The organism is Streptomyces sp. NPDC032721, from assembly GCF_055579625.1.
Map to the genome: position 1 here is coordinate 93,679 of NZ_JBVIMX010000020.1, position 19,440 is coordinate 113,118.

Annotated in this window: 16 protein-coding genes and 1 pseudogene; 12 read left to right on the top strand and 5 right to left on the bottom strand. The window is 71.9% G+C overall.

Annotation, left to right across the window (positions count from 1 at the left end):
• Window positions 1-246: 246 nt before the first annotated feature.
• The 6 genes and pseudogenes from ACZ5PB_RS33790 (at window position 247) to ACZ5PB_RS33815 (ending at window position 9,441) form a co-directional block, all read left to right on the top strand.
• Window positions 247-1,029: a GNAT family N-acetyltransferase gene (locus tag ACZ5PB_RS33790; protein WP_468696536.1), complete on the top strand. Its 783-nt coding sequence runs from the start codon at window positions 247-249 to the stop codon at window positions 1,027-1,029.
• Window positions 1,030-1,071: 42 nt separating this feature from the next.
• Entirely contained in the window at window positions 1,072-2,370 is a 1,299-nt protein-coding gene (locus ACZ5PB_RS33795) for an LLM class flavin-dependent oxidoreductase (protein ID WP_468696538.1), read from the top strand.
• Between the two features lie 19 nt (window positions 2,371-2,389).
• Window positions 2,390-3,820 carry an NtaA/DmoA family FMN-dependent monooxygenase gene (locus tag ACZ5PB_RS33800; protein ID WP_468696539.1) on the top strand — a complete coding sequence of 477 codons (1,431 nt, stop codon included), beginning with the start codon at window positions 2,390-2,392 and terminating at the stop codon, window positions 3,818-3,820.
• Window positions 3,821-3,833: 13 nt separating this feature from the next.
• Window positions 3,834-3,974: pseudogene (locus tag ACZ5PB_RS33805) on the top strand (LLM class flavin-dependent oxidoreductase); the annotation flags it as partial.
• A gap of 276 nt (window positions 3,975-4,250) precedes the next feature.
• A complete protein-coding gene (locus ACZ5PB_RS33810) occupies window positions 4,251-5,378 on the top strand; it encodes an LLM class flavin-dependent oxidoreductase (protein ID WP_468696541.1) in 1,128 nt (375 codons plus the stop codon).
• Window positions 5,379-5,514: 136 nt separating this feature from the next.
• A complete protein-coding gene (locus ACZ5PB_RS33815) occupies window positions 5,515-9,441 on the top strand; it encodes an amino acid adenylation domain-containing protein (protein ID WP_468696542.1) in 3,927 nt (1,308 codons plus the stop codon).
• A 58-nt stretch (window positions 9,442-9,499) separates the two neighbouring features.
• Here the strand turns inward: ACZ5PB_RS33815 and ACZ5PB_RS33820 are convergent, their stop codons facing one another.
• Window positions 9,500-9,958 carry a winged helix-turn-helix transcriptional regulator gene (locus ACZ5PB_RS33820; RefSeq protein ID WP_468696544.1) on the bottom strand — a complete coding sequence of 153 codons (459 nt, stop codon included), beginning with the start codon at window positions 9,956-9,958 and terminating at the stop codon, window positions 9,500-9,502.
• Between the two features lie 86 nt (window positions 9,959-10,044).
• Here ACZ5PB_RS33820 and ACZ5PB_RS33825 point away from each other — a divergent pair, with 86 nt between their 5' ends.
• Complete coding sequence (locus ACZ5PB_RS33825; protein ID WP_468696545.1) at window positions 10,045-11,256, top strand: MFS transporter; 1,212 nt, start codon at window positions 10,045-10,047, stop codon at window positions 11,254-11,256.
• On the opposite strand, the gene ACZ5PB_RS33830 is transcribed toward ACZ5PB_RS33825, so the two are convergent.
• Window positions 11,253-11,867 (bottom strand): CGNR zinc finger domain-containing protein, encoded by a 615-nt coding sequence (locus ACZ5PB_RS33830; protein WP_468696547.1) that lies wholly within the window; start codon window positions 11,865-11,867, stop codon window positions 11,253-11,255. The genes ACZ5PB_RS33825 and ACZ5PB_RS33830 overlap by 4 nt on opposite strands.
• A gap of 69 nt (window positions 11,868-11,936) precedes the next feature.
• Between ACZ5PB_RS33830 and ACZ5PB_RS33835 the strand changes: the two genes are divergently transcribed.
• From ACZ5PB_RS33835 to ACZ5PB_RS33845, 3 genes are read left to right on the top strand one after another with little or no spacing between them, the layout of a single operon-like run.
• Complete coding sequence (locus ACZ5PB_RS33835; RefSeq protein WP_468696549.1) at window positions 11,937-12,671, top strand: AzlC family ABC transporter permease; 735 nt, start codon at window positions 11,937-11,939, stop codon at window positions 12,669-12,671.
• Window positions 12,668-12,982, top strand: a complete 315-nt coding sequence (locus ACZ5PB_RS33840) for an AzlD domain-containing protein (protein WP_468696551.1) — start codon at window positions 12,668-12,670, stop codon at window positions 12,980-12,982. Before ACZ5PB_RS33835 ends, ACZ5PB_RS33840 begins: the two co-directional genes overlap by 4 nt.
• A 58-nt stretch (window positions 12,983-13,040) precedes the next feature.
• Window positions 13,041-13,223: a hypothetical protein gene (locus ACZ5PB_RS33845; RefSeq protein ID WP_468696553.1), complete on the top strand. Its 183-nt coding sequence runs from the start codon at window positions 13,041-13,043 to the stop codon at window positions 13,221-13,223.
• A gap of 74 nt (window positions 13,224-13,297) precedes the next feature.
• Here the strand turns inward: ACZ5PB_RS33845 and ACZ5PB_RS33850 are convergent, their stop codons facing one another.
• Window positions 13,298-14,347 carry a YihY/virulence factor BrkB family protein gene (locus tag ACZ5PB_RS33850; RefSeq protein WP_468696555.1) on the bottom strand — a complete coding sequence of 350 codons (1,050 nt, stop codon included), beginning with the start codon at window positions 14,345-14,347 and terminating at the stop codon, window positions 13,298-13,300.
• Window positions 14,348-14,624: 277 nt separating this feature from the next.
• Between ACZ5PB_RS33850 and ACZ5PB_RS33855 the strand changes: the two genes are divergently transcribed.
• A complete protein-coding gene (locus tag ACZ5PB_RS33855) occupies window positions 14,625-15,767 on the top strand; it encodes an amidinotransferase (RefSeq protein ID WP_468696556.1) in 1,143 nt (380 codons plus the stop codon).
• 498 nt (window positions 15,768-16,265) lie between these two features.
• Window positions 16,266-17,456, top strand: a complete 1,191-nt coding sequence (locus tag ACZ5PB_RS33860; protein ID WP_468696557.1) for a cytochrome P450 — start codon at window positions 16,266-16,268, stop codon at window positions 17,454-17,456.
• A gap of 83 nt (window positions 17,457-17,539) precedes the next feature.
• Here the strand turns inward: ACZ5PB_RS33860 and ACZ5PB_RS33865 are convergent, their stop codons facing one another.
• Together ACZ5PB_RS33865 and ACZ5PB_RS33870 are read right to left on the bottom strand one after the other, a co-directional pair.
• Complete coding sequence (locus ACZ5PB_RS33865) at window positions 17,540-18,082, bottom strand: cysteine hydrolase family protein (protein WP_468696559.1); 543 nt, start codon at window positions 18,080-18,082, stop codon at window positions 17,540-17,542.
• A 59-nt stretch (window positions 18,083-18,141) separates the two neighbouring features.
• Window positions 18,142-19,416, bottom strand: a complete 1,275-nt coding sequence (locus ACZ5PB_RS33870; RefSeq protein ID WP_468696561.1) for a cytochrome P450 — start codon at window positions 19,414-19,416, stop codon at window positions 18,142-18,144.
• Window positions 19,417-19,440: the final 24 nt, after the last annotated feature.

Below are 19,440 nucleotides of genomic sequence, written 5' to 3' on the forward strand. Positions count from 1 at the left end.
CGGCCCCTCCGCGTCCGGAGGGAGACCGCGTCATGACCACCGAAACCCTTCACCCCCGCCCGACCGTCGTCGGGCCCTCCGGGTCCGGCAAGTCGACCCTGCTGCGGGTGATCAACGGGCAGTACGCCCAGTGGCTTGCCGCCCGGCACCTGTCCAACGAGCCCGCACCCATCCACCCTCCCACCTGCCGAAACCCCGGCAGCGCCCGTCCCTCCCCCGGCTGCGATACGGAGTCACAGCACTGCCATGACCCTCAGCGTCCCGCCCACCACACCCCCGGCACCCACCGCACCGGCTGTCCCGCCGCCCCTCGGCCCCCGGCACCCGGACCCGCTCCTGGACAACCCCGCCTGGGCCGCGCTCACCGGCCCGCACGCGCACCTCGCCGAGCGCGTCGGCGGGGCCGCCCGCTACCCGGCGGACGTCTCCCCGTTCACGGCGCTCGGCGATCCGGCCGACCCCGGTGCGTGGGACGACCTGGCGCGGCTGCTCGGGCCCGGGGCCACCGCCGCGGTCACCGGCGTCCAGGACGTGCCCGAGGGCTGGGAGGTCGTCGAGAGCGGTGCCGGTGTCCAGCTGACCGACACCTCGCTGCGCGCCGAACCCGCGCCGGAGGCGGTGCGGCTCGGCCCCGCCGACGTACCCGAGGCGCTCGCGCTGGTCGCGCTCACCCGGCCCGGCCCCTTCCGGCCCCGCACCGTGGAGCTCGGCACCTACCTGGGGATCCGCGCGGACGGCGGCCGGGGACCGCTGATCGCGCTGGCCGGGGAGCGGCTGCGCCCGCCGGGCTGGACGGAGATCAGCGCCGTCTGCACCCACCCCGCCCACCGGGGTCGCGGGCTGGCCACCCGGCTGGTACGCGCGGTGGCCGCGGGCATCCGGGAGCGTGGCGAGACGCCCTTCCTGCACACGGCCGCGAGCAACGCCCCGGCGATCCGGCTGTACGAGTCGATCGGCTTCATGCTGCGCCGCCGCACCCGGTTCCTGCTCGTACGCGCACCCGGCGCGGTCCCGCGAGGCCGGGACTGAGAGGCCACCTCCGTCCACCCCTCCCACAGGAAGGCACTTCCCGTGTCCTCAGCACCCCTGCACCTGGCCGTCGCCCTGGACGGCGCCGGCTGGCACCCGGCCGCCTGGCGCGAGCCCGTCTCCCGGCCCGGCGAACTGTTCACCGCCGGTTACTGGGCCGACCTGGTCGCCGAGGCCGAACGCGGACTGCTCGACTTCGTGACCATCGAGGACTCGCTGGGCCTGCAGCCCTCGTACGACCGCCCGTACGGCAGCGGCCCCGACGCACGCACCGACCAGGTGCGCGGGCGGCTGGACGCCGTGCTCGTCGCGGCCCGGATCGCACCGCTGACCCGGCACATCGGCATCCTGCCGACGGTGGTGGCCACGCACACCGAACCGTTCCACCTCTCCAAGGCCGTCGCCACCCTGGACTACGTGAGCGGAGGCCGGGCCGGCCTGCGCGTGCAGGTGACCACCCGCCGCGACGAGGCGGGGCACTTCGGCCGCCGTACCTTCCCCGCGCCCGGCGAGGCGGGCCACCGGTCGCCCGCCGGGCAGCGGATCGCGCACGAGGTGCTGGACGAGGCCGCCGACTACGTCGAGGTGCTGCGCAGGCTGTGGGACAGCTGGGAGGACGACGCGGAGATCCGGGACGCGGCGACCGGCCGGTTCGTCGACCGCGAGCGACTGCACTACATCGACTTCACCGGCCCGCACTTCAGCGTCAAGGGCCCTTCGATCACACCCCGGCCGCCGCAAGGCCAGCCCGTGGTCAGCGCGCTGGCGCACGGGGACCTGCCGTACCGGCTGCTGGGCCAGGCCGCCGACATCGGGTACGTCACCGCGGGCGACGCCGGGCGGGCCGGGGACGCCGTCGCAAGGATCCGCAAGGAGCAGTCGGCGGCGGGCCGCGCCCAGGAGACGCTGCACGTCTTCGGCGACCTGCTGGTGTTCCTCGACGAGGAGCAGGGAGCCGCCGCGGCCAGGCGGGCGCGGCTGGACGGCGTCGCAGGCGCCCCGTACAAGGGCGACGCCCCCGTCTTCACCGGCAGCGCCGCCCAACTCGCCGACCTGCTGGAGGAGTTGAGGGCGGGCGGGCTGACCGGGTTCCGGCTGCGGCCCGCCGTCGTGGGGCACGACCTCCCGGCGATCACCCGCACCCTGGTGCCCGAACTGCAGCGCCGGGGCGCCTTCCGGACGGCGTACGAGGCGGACACCCTGCGCGGGCTGCTCGGACTGCCCCGGCCGGCCAGCCGTTACGCGCCGGCCAGCCGTTACGCGTCGGCCGCGGCCTCCGGGCCCGCCGCGCGCCCCGCCGCATCCCCCGCATCCCCTGCATCCGCCGCCCCGACCCGCTGAGCCGGAAGGACCTCCGACCATGAGCAAGCCAGTCACGTCAGTCAAGTCAGGCAAGCCGGTCAAGCACGTCCACCTCGCGGCACACTTCCCCGGCGTCAACAACACCACCGTGTGGAGCGACCCCGAGGCGGGCAGCCACATCGAGTTCGGTTCCTTCGCGCACTTCGCGCGGACCGCCGAGCGCGCCAGGTTCGACTTCCTGTTCCTGGCCGAGGGGCTGCGGCTGCGCGAACAGGGCGGCAAGCTCTACGACTTGGACGTGGTGGGTCGCCCCGACACCTTCACGGTGCTGTCCGCGCTGGCCGCCGTCACTGACCGTCTCGGTCTGACCGGCACCATCAACTCCACCTTCAACGAGCCCTACGAGGTGGCCCGCCAGTTCGCCTCGCTCGACCACCTGTCCGCCGGGCGCGCCGCCTGGAACGTGGTCACCTCCTGGGACGCCTTCACCGGCGAGAACTTCCGCCGCGGCGGCTTCCTGCCGCAGGAGGAGCGCTACTCGCGGGCCCGGGAGTTCCTGGCCACCGCCCACGAGCTGTTCGACTCCTGGCGCGGTGACGAGATCGTCGCCGACCGGGGCGCGGGCACCTTCCTGAACGACGCGCGGGCCGGGAGCTTCGCCCACCGGGGGCGGCACTTCGACATCGAGGGGCGGTTCAACGTCCCGCGCTCCCCGCAGGGCCGCCCGGTGATCTTCCAGGCCGGCGACTCGGAGGAGGGACGCGAGTTCGCCGCCGAGCAGGCCGACGCGATCTTCAGCCGGTACGCGACCCTCGACGAGGGCCGGGCGTTCTACGCGGACGTCAAGGGGCGGCTCGCCCGCCACGGCCGTACCCACGACGAACTGCTGATCCTGCCCGCCGCGACCTTCGTGCTCGGCGACACCGACGCCGAGGCACGGGAGCTGGCCCGGGAGGTGCGCCGCCAGCAGGTCAGCGGCGCCACCGCGATCAAGCACCTGGAGTTCGTCTGGAACCGCGACCTGTCGGCCTACGACCCGGACGGACCGCTGCCGGACATCGACCCGGACCCGGGCGAGCACACCGTGGCGCGCGGCCGCGCCCAGGTCCGGATGTACCGCGACCCACTGGCGGTGGCCCGCGAGTGGCGGGAGCGCGCGGCCGCCCACAACTGGTCGATCCGGGACCTGGTCATCGAGACCGGCAACCGCCAGTCCTTCGTCGGCTCCCCGGCCACGGTCGCCGAGGAGATCAACACGCTCGTCCAACAGGACGCCTCCGACGGGTTCATCCTCGTCCCGCACATCACCCCGGGCGGCCTCGACGCCTTCGCCGATACGGTCGTCCCGCTGCTCCAGGAGCGCGGGGTGCACCGCACGGAGTACGGGGGCAGCACGCTGCGCGACCATCTGGGCCTGGCCCACCCCGACGTACGGGCGCGCGGCCGGGGCGGGTCGCAGCCGTCGGCGGCGGGCCGGGCGGCGTCGTGAAGTTCCTGGCCATCACCAGCGGCCGTTCCTCTCCCGGAACCGGTTGTTCTCGGCGGTGACCACGCTCAGCCTGCTCGATCCGGTGCGGGCGTACGAGGACTACGCGACGCTGGACCACCTCTCCGGCGGGCGGCTGGAACTGATCGTCGACAAGGTGCAGCGGTACCACGCCGAGTTCGGCCACATGGTGCTCCATCTGCACGTCGGCGCAAGTGGCCTGACGGAGCATCAGCACCGGGACTCGCTCACCCCCTTCCAGTCGGAGGTCGCCCCGGTGCTGCGCCGCGAGATCCCCGACTCGCCCCCTTCGCCTGGGGCCCCGCCCTCGCACCGGCCGCCCCTGCGCACGCGCCCGTACCGGCGGACCCCTGACCGCTGCCCCCTGACCAATTGACCGCCCGTCCGCCCGCCCGACCGAGGAGAACACCCCATGTCCGCCATCCCCCTCTCCGTCCTCGACCTGATACCGATCTCCTCCGGCTCCACCGCCGCCGAGGCGCTGCGCCGCTCCGTCGATCTGGCCCAGCACGCCGAGCGCTTCGGGTACGCCCGCTACTGGTTCGCCGAGCACCATCTCAACCCGGGAGTGGTCGGCGCCTCGCCCGCCGTCGTGATCGCGCTGACCGCCGCCGCGACCTCGACCATCCGGCTCGGCTCCGGCGCCGTACAGCTCGGTCACCGTACGGCGCTGTCCACGGTCGAGGAGTTCGGGCTGATCGACCTGCTGCACCCCGGGCGGATCGACCTGGGGCTCGGCCGTTCCGGCGGGCGTCCGCCCGGCGGCACCGCGGCGCCGCGGCCGACCGCGACCCCGGTGGTCGACGGATTCACCCCGAACGGGCTGCGCATCCCGCCGCGGTTCTCCTTCGACAACGTGCTCGGCTCGCCGCGGGTGGCCGTCCAGCGCACCCTGCTCCAGCAGCCGGACGCCACCTCCCAGGACTACGGCGAGCAGATCGACGACATCCAGGCGCTGCTGGCGGGCACCTACCGCAGCCCGGACGGCATCCCGGCACGCGCCGTGCCCGGCGAGGGTGCCGGGCTGGAGCTGTGGGTACTGGGCAGCAGCGGCGGCGAGAGCGCCGAGGTCGCGGGCCGCAACGGGCTCCGCTTCGCGGCGAACTACCACGTCAGCCCGGGGACGGTGCTGGAGGCCGCGGAGGGCTACCGGGCCGCGTTCCAGCCCTCGGACGTACCCGACAAGCCGTACGTCATCGTGTCGGCGGACGTGGTGGTGGCCGAGGACGACGACCGCGCCCGCGAACTGGCCACCGGCTACGGGGTCTGGGTGCGCAGCATCCGCAACGCGGAGGGCGCGATCGAGTTCCCCACCCCCGAGGAGGCCCGCGCGCACGTCTGGTCCGAGGCGGACCGGGCGCTGGTCCAGGACCGGCTGGACACCCAGTTCGTCGGCTCTCCCGGTACGGTCGCCGACCAGCTGTCCCGGCTCCAGGAGGCCACCGGCGCCGACGAGTTGCTGATCACCACGATCACCCACGGCCATGCGGACCGGGTGCGGTCGTACGAGCTGCTGGCGCAGGAGTGGAGCAAGCGGTGAGGCGCCGGGCCCCCGCATAGGGCCGGTGTAGACCGCCGGGCCAGTGTGGCGGCAACTCCGCGTCCGCGCAGTGCCCGGGGGGTGCACCGATGCGCTCGCCCCGGGACGCACCGGCGCGCTCACACAGAGGAGAGCCATGCCCGGGCAGGAACGCGAGACGCGGTTACCCCTTTCGGCGGCACAGTCGGGCGTCTGGTTCGCCCAGCAGTTCGACGTAAGCGGGTCGATGTACAACATCGCGGAGTACGTCGAGATCACCGGCCCGCTCGACCCCGGGCTCCTCTGCGTCGCGGTGCGGCGCGCCTACGGCGAGGCGGAGGCCGCCAGGGTGCGCTGCGGCGAGAGCGACAACGGACCCTGGCAGCAGCCCATCGACGGGGAAGGCGGGGACGACGGGGACGGCGGGGACCGGGACACGATGGCCCGGCTGGACCTCACCCGTGAGCCGGACCCGCTGTCCGCCGCCCACGCCTGGATGGACGCCGACCTGGCCGTCCCGGTGGACCTGCCGGGCGGCAAGCACCTGTTCACCCAGGCCGTCTTCACCCTGGGGCCGGAGCGGCACCTGCTGTACCAGCGATTCCACCACCTGCTCCTCGACGGTTACGGCGGTTTCCTGCTGACCCGGCGGGCCGCCGAGATCTACACCGCGCTGCATCAGGGCACCGAGGTGCCCGCGAACCGGGCGGGCGGGCTGGCCGAGCTGCTCGCGGAGGACACCGCGTACCGCGCCTCCGACGCGCACGTAGAGGACGGGGAGTTCTGGCGTCAGCAGCTGGCCGGACTGGGCGAGCCCGCCGGTCTGTCCCGGCGGCGGGCCCCGATGGCGCCGGGCGTACGGCGCGACTCCTGGTACCTGTCGCCGCACGAGTACGAGCGGTTGCGCAGGACCGCCCAGTCGTTCCGGACGTCCTGGAGCGTCCTGATGTTCGCGGCGCTCGCCGCGTACACGCACCGCGTCACCGGCAGCGAGGACGTCGTACTGGGCATGTCGGTGGCGGGCCGCAACTCCGCCCTGGCGAAGAACACCCCGGGCATGACCGCCAACGTCGTACCCCTGCGGCTGACCGTGCGGCCGGGGACGACGCTCGCCGAGCTGATCGAGCAGGTGAACTCCCGGGCGAGGCAGGCGCTGCGGCACATGCGCTACCGGTCCGAGGACATGCGCCGTGACCTCGGTCTGCTCCAGGAGCACAACCGGCTGTTCGGGCCGCAGATCAACGTCATGCCGTTCGACTACGGGCTGCCGTTCGGGCAGGCGCACGGCGTCTCGCACAACCGGGCCGTCGGCCCCGTCGACGACTTCATGGTGGCGGTGTCCGTCCGGGGCGAGGGCCTGCAGATCGTGTGCCACGCCAACCCGAAGACGTACAGCGTCGCCGAGCTGGCCGTGCACCGCACCGGCTACCTGGGCGCGCTGCGCGCCGTCATCGACGCGGACGCCACTCCGCACCTGAAGGTCGGTGCGATCGACACGGTCGGCGAGGAGGGGCTGCGCGCGGTAGGGGAGTGGACGCGCGCGGGCGGCGAGGCGGACCCGGTGCGCCACACCGACCTGGCCGCGGCCTTCGCCGAGCAGGCGCGCCGGGCGCCGGACCGCATCGCCGTCTCCTCGGGGGACGTACGGCTCCGCTACCGCGAACTCGACGCGAAGGCCGACCGGTTGGCCGCGCACCTCGTCCGGCGTGGCGCGGGTCCGGGAGCGTACGTGGCGGTGTCGCTGCCCCGGTCGGCCGACCTCGTCGTCACCCTGCTCGCCGTCCTCAAGTCGGGCGCCGCGTACGTGCCGGTCGACCCGGACCTGCCGGCCGGGCGGATCGGCCACATCCTGTCCGACGCCCGCCCGGCGATGGTCGTCACGACGGCGGAGCGGGCGGACGGGCTGCCGACCGAGGGCCCGCCGGTCGTCCTGCTCGACGACGTACCGGACGGCCCCGACACTTCTGACGCAACGTCACCTCCGTTGCCGGAAGCGGCCAAGGACCCCGGGCGGCCCGCCTACGTGATCTACACGTCCGGGTCCACCGGACGCCCCAAGGGCGTCGTCGTCACCCACGCGAACGTGCTGGCCCTGATGGGCGGGGCGCAACGGCTGTTCGGCTTCAACGCGGACGACGTATGGACGATGTACCACTCGTACGCCTTCGACTTCTCCGTGTGGGAGCTGTGGGGCCCGCTGCTGCACGGCGGGCGGCTGGTCGTGGTGCCGTACGAGGTGAGCAGGTCGCCTCAGGACTTCCTCGACCTGCTCGTACGGGAGCGGGTGACGGTGCTGAACCAGACGCCGTCCGCGTTCCAGCAGCTGACCCGCGCCGACCGGGAGGACCCGGCGACCGGCGACCGACTGGCCCTGCGCTACGTGGTGTTCGGCGGCGAGATGCTGGACCTGGACCGGCTCGGCGACTGGTACGCACGGCACGCCGACGACGCGCCCGTACTGGTCAACATGTACGGCATCACGGAAACCACCGTGCACGTCACGCACGCGGCGCTCGACCGGCGGCTGGCGGCTAGCGGCCGGGGCAGCGTCATCGGGTCCGGGCTGCCCGGCCTGCAGACGCATGTGCTCGACAGCGGCCTCAGGCCGGTCGCGCCCGGGGTGACCGGTGAACTGTACGTGTCGGGGCCGCAGTTGGCGCTCGGCTATCTCGGGCGGCCGGGGCTGACCTCGGAGCGGTTCGTCGCCAGCCCGTTCGGGGCGGCGGGGGACCGGCTCTACCGTTCCGGGGACCTGGCCGAGTGGACGCCGGACGGCCGGCTCGTCTATCTGGGCCGCTCCGACGCGCAGGTCAAACTGCGGGGCTTCCGTATCGAGCCGGGCGAGATCGAGGCGGTGCTGCGCGAGCACGGGGCGGTGGCCGACGCGCGGGCCGTCGTGTGCCGGGACGCGGTCGGCGACTCGGTGCTGGCCGCCTACGTGGTGCCCGCACCGGGTGAGGCCGCCCGGACGGCCGCGCTGCGCCAGTGGCTGCGCGAACGGCTGCCGACCTACATGGTCCCCTCGGCGATCGTGCTGCTCGACGCGATCCCGCTGACGGGCAACGGGAAGCTGGACGTCGCCGCCCTGCCCGCCCCGGTCCCCGACGCACGGCGCACCGCGCCCGCCGTGGCGCCGCGGAACGCCGAGGAGTCCGCGCTCGTGGAGGTGTGGCGGGAACTGCTGGGCGTACCGGACGCGGGCATCGACGACGACTTCTTCGACAGCGGCGGCGACTCCTTCAAGGCGGTGACGCTGGCCCGGCGGGCGGGCGGCGGGCGGCTGTCCGTGGTCGACGTGTTCCAGCACCCCACGCCGCGCCGCCTCGCGGCCCGACTCGGGGCCGCCGAGCCGGAGGGGGCGGCGGGGCGCTGGCTGCACCGGCTCGTCCCCGACGACGGGCAGCCGGTGCGGCGGGCGCTGGTCTGCGTCCCGTACGGAGGCGGCAGCGCCACCGCGTACCAGGCGCTGGCGACGCACCTGGCCCCCGGCACCGTGCTGTGGTCGGCGGCGCTGCCCGGCCACGACCCGGTGCGCCCCGAGGAGCCACTGGTCGGCTGGGCCGAGGCCCGCGATCACCTGGTGGCGGAGATCGCACGGATCCGCGCCGCCCACCCGGACGTTTCCGTCACGCTCTACGGCCACTGCGTGGGCACCGGGTTGGCCCTGGCCGTAGCCCGGCGGCTGGAGGACCTGGACCTGCCCGCCGCGTCCGTCTGCCTGGGGGCGGCGCTGCCCCGGGCGCAGGAGGGCGAGCTCGACGACGCCGCACTGCACGCGTACCTGAGCGGGCTGGGCGGCTTCGAGGGCGCCCTCGACCAGGAGGACCTGCGGCGCGTGCTGACCGTCGTACGCCACGACATGGCCCAGGGAGCGGCGCTCCTGCGCGAGGCGTCGGCCTGGCAGCGGCTGCGCACCCCGGTCCGGGTGGTCATCGGTGACGCGGACGCGGCCACGGAGGGCTACGAGAACGGCTATCGGGCGTGGGAGCGGTTCGCCCACGACGTGACGCTGGAGGTCGTCCCGGGCGGTGGCCACTACTTCGTCAAGGGCGAGGCGGAGCGGCTGGCGGAGGTGATCGGCTAGCACCGGGGCGTGCGCAGCTCGTACCGCCCGGCCTCCCCGGAGCCCGTGCGCCCGCCTTCTACCGGACTTTTTGTACGTGGGTGGTGGTGCTGTCGAGAGGGGCGCCGTCGCCCCCGGTCGGCGCGAGGTGCGGCACGGGCGTGCCGTGCTGGTCGACGAGCGTGGAGTGGCTTTCGCCGGGGGCGAAGGCATGGCGCTCTCCCCATTGCCGCAGGGCGAGGACGACGGGGAAGAGGGCGCGGCCGGCGTCGGTGAGTACGTACTCCTGGCGGCGGCCCGACGGTGCGGTGCGCTGGGCGAGCAGTCCGTGAGCGGTCAGCTTGCGGAGGCGGTCGGTGAGGATGTTGCGGGCGATGCCGGTCCGCCGCTGGAACTCGGTGAACGACCGCGCGCCGTCCATCGCGTCGCGGACGACGAGAAGGCTCCACTTGTCACCGACGAGGTCGAGCGTGCGGGCGACGGGACACTCGGGATCGGTCCAGTCGGGGGCCGGGGCGCTCAGGGGGCTGGCGGACATGACACTCCCAATGAGTTGCGAATTGAAACCATCATGCCGTACGGTCAAATCGGTTGCAATTCACTACCAATTTTGATCGGGGTCTCATGAACATCTGGCGGCGAATACTGCTCGCTGTGGTGTGTGGTGTCGCTGTGGCGGGCATCTACGCGGCCCAGCCGGTGCTGGAGCCGATGGGACGGGACCTCGGCGTACCCGCGGAACTCACCGGGTGGATCGTCGCGACCGGCCAGTTCGGCTACCTGGCGGGGCTGTTGCTGCTGGTGCCGCTCGGCGACGTGGTCGACAGGCGCCGCCTCATCGCCGCACACCTCGCGGTCACCGCCGGGGCGATGACCCTGACGGCCTGGGCCTCCACCGCCTGGGCGGCGTTCGCGGGGCTCGCGGCGGCCGGAGTGTTCGCCGTCGTGGTGCAGACCGCGGTGGCCTACGCCGCGTCGGTCTCGCCGCCCGCCGAGCGCGGAAGGAACATCGGCGTCGTCACCTCGGGCGTGGTGGTCGGAATCCTGGGCGCGCGGGTCGTGACCGGAGCACTCGCCGAGCTGTGGGGCTGGCGCAGCGTGTACGCCGTGCTCGCGGTGCTCTCCCTCGTCCTCGCGGCCCTCGTCCTCGCCGTACTGCCGTCAGAGGAACGCCTCCGTCCACCGGCGGCCTACCGCCAGGTCGTGGCTTCGCTCGGCGGACTGTTCCGTCAACGCACCTTTCTCACACGCGGGTTCATCGCGTTCTTCCTGTTCGCCTCGTTCGGAACCCTGTGGAGCGGACTGGCCCTCCCGCTGGCCGGCACGCCGTGGCATCTGAGCGAGAGCCAGATCGGACTGTTCGGCATCGCCGGACTCGCCGGCGCACTGGGCGCGGCACGTGCCGGACGCTGGGCGGACGCGGGAAGGGCGGCCCCGGTCACCGGCGTGGCACTCACCCTGCTCATCCTGTCGTGGGCGGCGATCACCCAGCTGCCGTGGTCGCTGTGGCTCCTCGTCGTCGGCATTGTGATCCTCGACTTCGCGGTCCAGGCCGTGCACGTGAGCAACCAGCACGTGCTCACCGCCGCGCATCCCGAGCGGGTCAGCAGCGTCCTCGGCGGCTACATGGTCTTCTACTCGCTCGGCTCGGCCGTCGGCGCGACCACGACCACCGCCGCCTTCACCACCCACGGCTGGGCGGGCTCCGGCCTCCTGGGAGCCGCGTTCGCGGCCTGCGCTCTGGCCGTCTGGGCGACCGACAGACAACTGCCCAGCACCGGTGCCCACCCCGCGCCCGAGCATGCGCGCACGCGTCAGAGGGTCAAGCCGTTCTAGCGGGCTTCCCGGGTACGTGCGTAATGGCGCCGCGCCCGGTCCCGGTTGCCGCAGTCGCCCGAACTGCACCAGCGGCGGGCGCCGTTGCGGGTGCGGTCCAGGAAGAACCATCCGCAGCCCGGCCCCGCGCAGCGGCGAACGCGGGACAGGGTGCGTGCATCGGCCAGCAACTCCTCTGCCTGGAGGGCGAGTTCGCCGCAGACGGTGGCCGGGACAGGGTGCAGCGGGAAGGCGCGGGGCAGTACGGCGTCCCCGCGGGCCGCGAGGAAGGCCTCACGCAGGGCGTTCCAGGCGGGGGCCGGGGGAGTGCTGCCGTCGACGAAGGCATCCAGGGCCGCCGTCAGCGACTCGCGCAGGCCGAGCAGCGACGCCTCGTCGGGAAGCGAGGTCGCGCCGAGCCCGGCCGTGGCGGCCCAGCGCGTCCAGGCCCCGGCATTCGGTACGCGCTCGGCCCGGCGGCTGTCGTCGGTGCGCCAGGCCACGGTGTTCACGAAGTCCAGGACGGGATGGCCCGCGATGTGCGACGGCTCGATCCCCTCGGTCAAGCCGGGGGAGTCGAGGGTCTCGGTCGTATCGATCGTATCGATGAGGGGGTTCCGGTCGTCGCTCACACCGCCACCTTAACCGGCCCGGCACAAAAACTAACGAGCAAAAGCCCAATAGCTTGTTAGTCTGCTGGAATGAACACTCCACTGCGGCGCAACCCCGGCGCCCCGCCCGACAGTGTCAGGAGCTTCCGGTCCGGGCTCAGTACCGGATCCGGCCTCGCGGCCGCTTCCTTCCTGCTGGCCATCAGCTTCGGCGCGCTCACCCAGACCCAGGGCTGGGGCCCGGTTGCCCCCGTCGTCTGTTCGCTGGTCGTCTTCTCCGGCTCCGCACAGTTCGCGATGGTGGCCACCCTGGGCGCGGGCGGCAACGCACTCGCTGCCGTGACCGCCGCCGCTCTGGTCAACATCCGCTACATACCCATGGGCATCGCCATCGCAGGGGACCTGCGGGGCGGACGGTTGCGCCGGGCGCTGGAGGGACAGGCGGTGGTCGACGGCTCATGGGCGGCAGCCCACCTGGGCGGCGGCCGTTTCGACAGGCCGCTGCTCCTTGGTGCGACGGCGGTCCAGTGGCCGTCGTGGGTGGCAGGCACAGCCATCGGCGTGGCCGTCGCCCCTGATTCCGGCCTCCTGCACACCCTCGGCCTCGACGCCCTCACCCCGGCGCTGTTCGCCGTCCTGCTCCTCGACGAGCTGAAGCGGGGACGGGAGGGGTGGCTGTCCGCCGGTATCGGCGCGGGCGTCGCGGGCGCCCTGATCGCAGTCGTTCCCGCAGGGCCCGCCCTGGTCGCGGGCGCCGGAGCGGCGGCGCTGGTCGCGCTCGCCCGCACGGGCCGGACCATCACTGCCGAGGAGGCGGCCCGGTGAATACGGCACATGTGTGGGCCGCGGTCGCCGCGGTCGCCCTGCTCGGCTTCGCCTTCAAGGCAGTCGGCCCCGCTGTTCTCGGCCGACGCGAACTGCCGCCCCGCGCCCGGTCGGTGCTGGCTCTGACGGCTCCGGCACTGCTCGCCGGATTCGTCCTGGTCGACCTGGCAGGGCCTGGCTGGTCCGCACTCGACCTCACGATCGTCGCCGGTGTCACCGCCGGGATCGGCCTGCGCCTGTGCAGGGCGCCGCTACCGGTGGTGATGGTGGGCGCGGCGATGACGACGGCGCTGCTGCGCTGGGCACACTGAACGGAGTGCCCTCAGCCTGCTTCTGGTCCCGTGGCACTCGGACGGTCCATGAGGCCATGTGCGCGGGGACCCGGGCCGGCGGCAGTGCCGCCCGGTCTTCGAGCCCTTCGGGCAGTGCGGCGCGGGCGAGCACCAGCAGGGGAGGGTCGGCTCCGATCTCGGCTTCGGCGGCCTCCAGGTCCTCGGTGTCGAGCAACTCCCGTGCTGCGGACAGGATCTGGTGCGCGCGGTCAGCCACTGAGGCCCTTTCCCATGACGAACCATCAACATGGCTACCGGCGTTGGCCGTCAAGGGAGAGGGCGCGCTCCTCCTGGTTAGGTCGTCCGGTGGTCTCCCTGCCGCCGGTGGGCGCGGCGGCGGGGCCATTTGCGGGTGTCGCGGGGCTGGACGTACGGCTCTTCGTCAGCGGGCTGCCCGCCGGCGATGGCGCGCTCACGGGCGAGTTCGGCGTCGAACTCAAGGCCCAGCAGGATGGCCAGGTTGGACAGCCACAGCCAGATCAGGAAGATGACGACGCCGGCGAGCGCGCCGTACGTTTTGTTGTACGAGCCGAAGTTGGCGACGTAGAGCGCGAAGCCGCCGGAGGCCAGCAGCCACAGCACGACCGCGAGCGCGCTGCCGGGGCTCACCCAGCGAAAACCGGGGCCGTGGACGTTGGGCGCGCGCCAGAACAGCAGGGCGATCATCAGTGCCACGAGCACGAGCAGGACCGGCCACTTGGCGATGTTCCAGACGGTGACGGCCGCGCTGCCCGCCCCGATGACGTCCCCGGCCCGTTCGGCCAGTGTTCCGGTGAACACCACGATCAGAGCACTGGCGGCGAGCAGGATCATCAGCGTCACGGTGAGCAGGATCCGCAGGGGAGTGAGCTTCCACACCGGCCGCCCCTCGGGCAGGTCGTAGACGGCATTCGCGGCGCGGATGAAGGCGGCCACATAGCCGGATGCCGACCAGAGGGCGGCGACCAGGCCTGCGATCGCGATGATGCTGCTGGTGCCCCCGCTGTCTTGGAGTTGGCGTACGGCATCACCGAGGAGGTCGCGGACCGCGCCCGGCGCGAGCTGCTGCAGGCTGTCCAGAACGGTGCGCGTCGCGGACTGCCCGATGACGCCCAGGAGCGACACCAGTACGAGCAGTGCCGGGAACAGGGACAGCACTCCGTAGTAGGTCAACGAGGCCGCGCGGTCGGGCAGATCGTCGTCCAGGAACTCTTTGCCGGTACGTCGTAGTACCGACCACCAGGAACGGGAGGGCAGCTCGGTGGGTTCGTCCGGGGCGGCTTCCTCAACCTGACGCTCCGGGCCGGTACCCAGGGCCGGTTCCGTGTCGCCGTGCTGCTGCTTGGGTTTGCCGAAGAGTGCCATACGACGCGAGTTGCCCTGCTCGTACTGGCTAATCGATGCGTGTACAAGCCCTTTTGGCCAACGGTGTGGCTTCCTCTCGCGCCGGGTGTCGGACGGCCCGGTCAGTTGTTTGAAGTGAGCTCTTCCGGAAACTCGTGAACTGGCCGAGGGGGCCGGAGGGGGTGTGGCCGCTATCCGGCCACCGGCGCTCCACTTACTGGCTACCGGTTACCGGACTTACTGGACCGAGCTCTGAATGCCGTGCGTTGCTGATTTCTGCGATCGAAAGAGGTTGAGCATGACGGTGGTGCAAAGGCCCAGCTCGTCGGCGGCAGAGGACCGTGAAAGCCGTACGGGACCCCTCGTTTCGCCCGTCAACTCACACAACGAGTGGGACCCCCTGGAAGAGGTCATTGTCGGGCGTCTCGACGGCGCGACGATCCCCTCGGGCCATCCGGTCGTGACCTGCAACATCCCGCCGTGGGCAGCGCGGCTGCAAGGGCTGGCCGCCGGGTTCAAGTATCCGCGCAGGCTGATCGAGCCGGCGCAGGACGAGCTCGATCAGTTCATCGCTCTCCTGGAGTCTCTCGATATCCGGGTCACCCGCCCGGAAGCGGTCGACCACAGGCGCCGTTTCAGCACCCCTGACTGGTCGTCGCGGGGTTCGTTCAACACCTGTCCGCGGGACAGCTTGCTCGTGGTCGGTGACGAGATCATCGAGACCCCGATGGCGTGGCCGTGCCGGTATTTCGAGGCTCATTCCTATCGCGCGCTCCTCAAGGACTACTTTCGGCGCGGTGCGCGCTGGACGGCGGCGCCGAAACCACAACTCGCGGACGGGTTGTTCGAGAAGGGCTTCCGTGCTCCCCGCGCCGGTGAACCCATGCGCTACATCCTCACCGAGTTCGAGCCGGTATTCGACGCGGCGGACTTCGTACGTGCGGGACGCGATCTGTTCGTGACGCGGAGCAATGTCACCAACCGCATGGGAATCGAATGGCTGCGTCGCCACCTCGGGCCCGGCTATCGCATCCACGAGATCGAGAGTCGCTGCCGTACGCCCATGCACATCGACACGACGTTCGTGCTGCTCGGGCCGGGCAAGGTGATGGTCAATCCCGAGTACATCGACATCGACCGGCTGCCCGAGGTGCTGAGCTCGTGGGACGTCCTGGTCGCCCCGGAGCCCGACCCGATCGACGAGCGCGTGCTCAAGTTGACCTCGATGTGCGGGAAGTGGCTCAGCATGAACGTACTCATGATCGATGAGAAGCGGGTGATCGCCGAGCGGCATCACACCGGAATGCTGCGCGCACTTGAGAAGTGGGGCTTCGAACCGATCCCGTGCGATCTGCTGCACTACGCGCCGTTCGGCGGGTCATTCCACTGTGCGACGCTCGATGTCCGACGGCGCGGCACCCTCGCATCGTATTTCGACTGACGGGCCAGCCAACTGGCTGTGCAGAGTGCCCAGTTCACGGTCGTGGGGTTGGAGGAGCTGACCCCGCCCCCTGCGCCGCAGTTGGCGGTGCAGGGGGCGGGGTTCGACCATGCGCGGCGCGAGGTGGCGGACCGCGCCGACAAGTGCGGCGAGCAGTGCTTCGCGGGCGGCGTCTCGCTGACCGGAATTCGCCTGGTGGGCGGCGAGCCTTTGCACCACCGCAGGGCGGATGCACGTCGCTCTGCCAGTGCGGGGGAGGGGGCCTTCCATGGCGGCCCAGCCCTCGCTCCACCCCAGCAGGGTCACCACCAGAGCTGATGCCACGGTGGCGCCAGAATCCATCTACGGACTTGAATTGGCGCCAGAATGGTGCCAACCTGACGCCATGTAGGCGCCGTTCGGCCCAGCCTTCGTCGTGGGCAGGCACAGGAACGCGTCCTCTACCCACGCGAGGCAAGTGCCGTGGGACCACGTCATTTCGCGAGATGGAGAATGGTCATGAGTGAAGCGCTCCACACCGTCCCCGCACTTCCGACCGCCCGCACGCCCGGCTGCCCCTTCGATCCTCCCGCCGAACTCCTCGACGCCCGCCGGCACGGAGAAATCAGCGGTTTCACCCACCCCGGTGGCATACCCGGCTGGCTGATCACCGGGTACGACCTGGTCAAGTCGGTGCTGGCCGATCCGCGGTTCAGCTCACGCAAGGACCTCCTGAACATCGTCGACTTCGAACTGCCCCCGGCGCCGCCCGGCGAGTTCCTCCTCATGGACGACCCGGAGCACGCGCGCTACCGCAAGCCACTGGTGGGCAAGTTCACCGTGCGGCGGATGCGGCAGCTCACCGAACGGATCGAGCAGATCACCACCGAGTGCCTGGACGCCATGGAGAAGGCGGGCCCCTCGGCGGACCTGGTGAGCGCGTTCGCCAAGCCCATCCCCACCATCGTCATCTGCGAGCTGCTGGGAGTGCCCTACGCGGAGCGGGACTCCTTCCAGCAGCAGATCGACTCGTTCATGAACGGCGAACCGAGCGACGAGGAACTGACCGCCGCCTACACCGCGACCCAGCAGTACCTCGCGGAGCTGGTGGCCGCCAAACGCGCCCACCCCACCGACGACGTACTCAGCGAACTCGCCGCCGGCGACCTGACCGACGAGGAACTCCAGGGCATCAGCCTGATCCTGCTGGCGGCCGGCCTCGACACCACCGCGAACATGCTGGCCCTCGGCACCTTCGCACTGTTCCAGAACCCCGCCCAACTGGACGCACTGCGTGACGACCCCTCCCTCACCGACCGGGCCGTCGAGGAACTGCTGCGCTACCTGAGTGTGGTCAAGACCTCCATGCGGACGGCCACGGAGGACGTGGAACTGGGCGGCCAAACCATCAAGGCAGGCACGACGGTCCTCCTCTCGTACAACACCGCCAATCGTGACCCCGAGCGCTTCACCGACCCCCACGTACTTGACATCCGCCGCCAGGAGGGCGGGCACCTGGCCTTCGGCCACGGCACGCACCTGTGCCTGGGTCAGCAGCTGGCCCGCATCGAAATGCGAGTCGCGTTCCCCGCACTGCTCAACCGCTTCCCCGCGCTGCGCCTGGCCGTACCGGCCGAAGAGGTCGCCCTGCGCCCGGAGATCGCAGACGTCTACGGGGTGAAGAGCCTCCCGGTCACCTGGGAAGCATGAACGCGCACCGCAGACGCGCCCGGCCTCACGGCAGGCCCGCTGTCGGGTGCTGGTGATCCGCCCTGGCTGTTTGAGCGGGCCGGTCAGAACTCCAGCGCGTCGGCGGGCACGATCTCGGCGCCCATGTTGCGTTCCATCATCCGCAGCGCCGCGTCGGCGAGATCGGGATGGATGTGCGCGACGGCGTCCCGGGGCACCGTGACCTGAAGGTGACGGATGTGCGCGTCCAGTGCCGAGTACAGCACGCACTGCTCGGTCACCTGGCCGCACAGGATGACCCGGTCGACGCCGAGTTCGGTGAGGAGATGGCTGAGGGGCGTCTCGTAGAAGACCGAGTGCCGGGCCTTGATGACGAAGAGGGAGGCGTCGTCGGGCCGCAGGGGCTCCACGAGTTCGGCATGCGGGCCAGAGAGAGCGGTGTGCAGCAGTTCGCCGTGGTGGGAGCGCCACTCCCCGAAGTTGTCGTTGACGTAGATGACCGGGACGTCCGCACCGGAGGCGCGGGCTCGTTTCAGCAGTCCGGCGATGACGGGGACGACCTGGGCCGCGGTCGGGAGGAGCAGCTCGGCGTCGTCGTGGTCGTACGTGTTGATCATGTCGATGACCAGCAGGGCACTCTTCGTCATGTCGTCCAGATTCGCAGATCTGTCCCGTCGGGCCTCTTGGGCGGGAGGGCGTGGCGGCCTCAGGCTTCCTGCGCGTTCGTCCGTACGTTCGCCAGGACGAAGCCGCTGCGCGGCCGGGTCGGCATGCGGTGCAGGGGGATGGACAGGTCCTGATCCGGCACGTCGTACGTCAGGCGGGCGAGCCTCGGGGCCAGGGTCGCCAGTACGGCGAGGGTCACGTCCTCGCCGGGGCACCGGTGGCCCGTGGCGGGGTCGCCGCCGCCCTGCGGGACGAGCTCGTCCCGGCCGGGTTCCCGGGCCAGGAAGCGGCCAGGGTCGAAGGTGTACGGGTCGGGGAACAGCGCCGGGTCGTGATTATGGCCGTAGAGGTCGAGCAACACCATGGTCCCCTCGGGCACCGGCTGACCCTCCCACTCCGCGGTGTCCGTCGCCAGACCGGCGACGAACGGCGCGAACGGATAGAAGCGGCGCACCTCCTGGGCGAAGGCCATCGCCTGTGCGCCGTCGCCCGTGGCGAGCCGCTCGCGCTGCTCGGGCCACCGGTGCAGCGCGTGCGCGGCGAAGGCGACGAACCAGCTGACGGCCACCGTCGGCCGGATGACGTTGAGCACCTCGACGGCCGCGGTGTGCGGATCGAGGAGCGTGCCGTCGGCGTCGCGGTGGTGGGCGACGGCGGTGAACACCGTGCCCTCCTTGCCCTGTACCTCCGTGCTGTGTCCCTTCGCTTCACCCGCCCCTTTCGCCCCTTCGCGTTCGGCCGTCACGAGATCCGCGATCCTCGCCTCCTGCCGGGTACGGGCCCGCCGTGCGCGGAAGTGCCGGGGACCCGCCGTGGCGAAGCCGTCGACCATCGCCATCAGGTCATCGGCCAACTGCCGTGCCCCGTACGGCCCTTCGGGCAGGGCGACGCCCGCCCAGCCACAGACCGCGCGCGTGAGGACTTCGGGGACCTCGTCGAGGAGCACCACCCTCTCCCGGCGCGCCCAGTCGGCCGCCGCCAGGTCCCACTCCCGTGCCACGCGGTCGGCCAGGTCCCGCAGGCCCGCCGCGTCCTTGAGCTCGGCCATGAACATCGCCTTGCGGACGCGGTGGTGCTCACCGTCCAGGGTGTGCACCGCGCCACGGCCGAACAGGGTGTCCAGGAGAGGCCCCGGCAGCGCGTCCTGCCGTACGACGTGCTCCTCGTCGTAGAACCAGCGCACCGCCTCCGGGCCGTGCAGGGCCAGCGCGCGGTGCCCGGCCAACCGGGTGCGCACCGGCCAACGGCCTTCGCGGCGCTGCCGGTCGGGGAGCCAGGCGTAGCCCTTGAGGAGGAGGGGAAGGGTGCTGTCCATCGTGGTGTCTCTCCTGATGTCTGG

Bases quoted from the DNA above. Each gene is read 5' to 3' on its own strand.
- ACZ5PB_RS33790 (WP_468696536.1), top strand. From the start codon at position 247: ATGACCCTCAGCGTCCCGCCCACCACACCCCCGGCACCCACCGCACCG.
- ACZ5PB_RS33800 (WP_468696539.1), top strand. From the start codon at position 2,390: ATGAGCAAGCCAGTCACGTCAGTCAAGTCAGGCAAGCCGGTCAAGCAC.
- ACZ5PB_RS33810 (WP_468696541.1), top strand. From the start codon at position 4,251: ATGTCCGCCATCCCCCTCTCCGTCCTCGACCTGATACCGATCTCCTCC.
- ACZ5PB_RS33815 (WP_468696542.1), top strand. From the start codon at position 5,515: ATGCCCGGGCAGGAACGCGAGACGCGGTTACCCCTTTCGGCGGCACAG.
- ACZ5PB_RS33820 (WP_468696544.1), bottom strand. From the start codon at position 9,958: ATGTCCGCCAGCCCCCTGAGCGCCCCGGCCCCCGACTGGACCGATCCC.
- ACZ5PB_RS33825 (WP_468696545.1), top strand. From the start codon at position 10,045: ATGAACATCTGGCGGCGAATACTGCTCGCTGTGGTGTGTGGTGTCGCT.
- ACZ5PB_RS33835 (WP_468696549.1), top strand. From the start codon at position 11,937: ATGAACACTCCACTGCGGCGCAACCCCGGCGCCCCGCCCGACAGTGTC.
- ACZ5PB_RS33850 (WP_468696555.1), bottom strand. From the start codon at position 14,347: ATGGCACTCTTCGGCAAACCCAAGCAGCAGCACGGCGACACGGAACCG.
- ACZ5PB_RS33855 (WP_468696556.1), top strand. From the start codon at position 14,625: ATGACGGTGGTGCAAAGGCCCAGCTCGTCGGCGGCAGAGGACCGTGAA.
- ACZ5PB_RS33860 (WP_468696557.1), top strand. From the start codon at position 16,266: ATGAGTGAAGCGCTCCACACCGTCCCCGCACTTCCGACCGCCCGCACG.
- ACZ5PB_RS33865 (WP_468696559.1), bottom strand. From the start codon at position 18,082: ATGACGAAGAGTGCCCTGCTGGTCATCGACATGATCAACACGTACGAC.
- ACZ5PB_RS33870 (WP_468696561.1), bottom strand. From the start codon at position 19,416: ATGGACAGCACCCTTCCCCTCCTCCTCAAGGGCTACGCCTGGCTCCCC.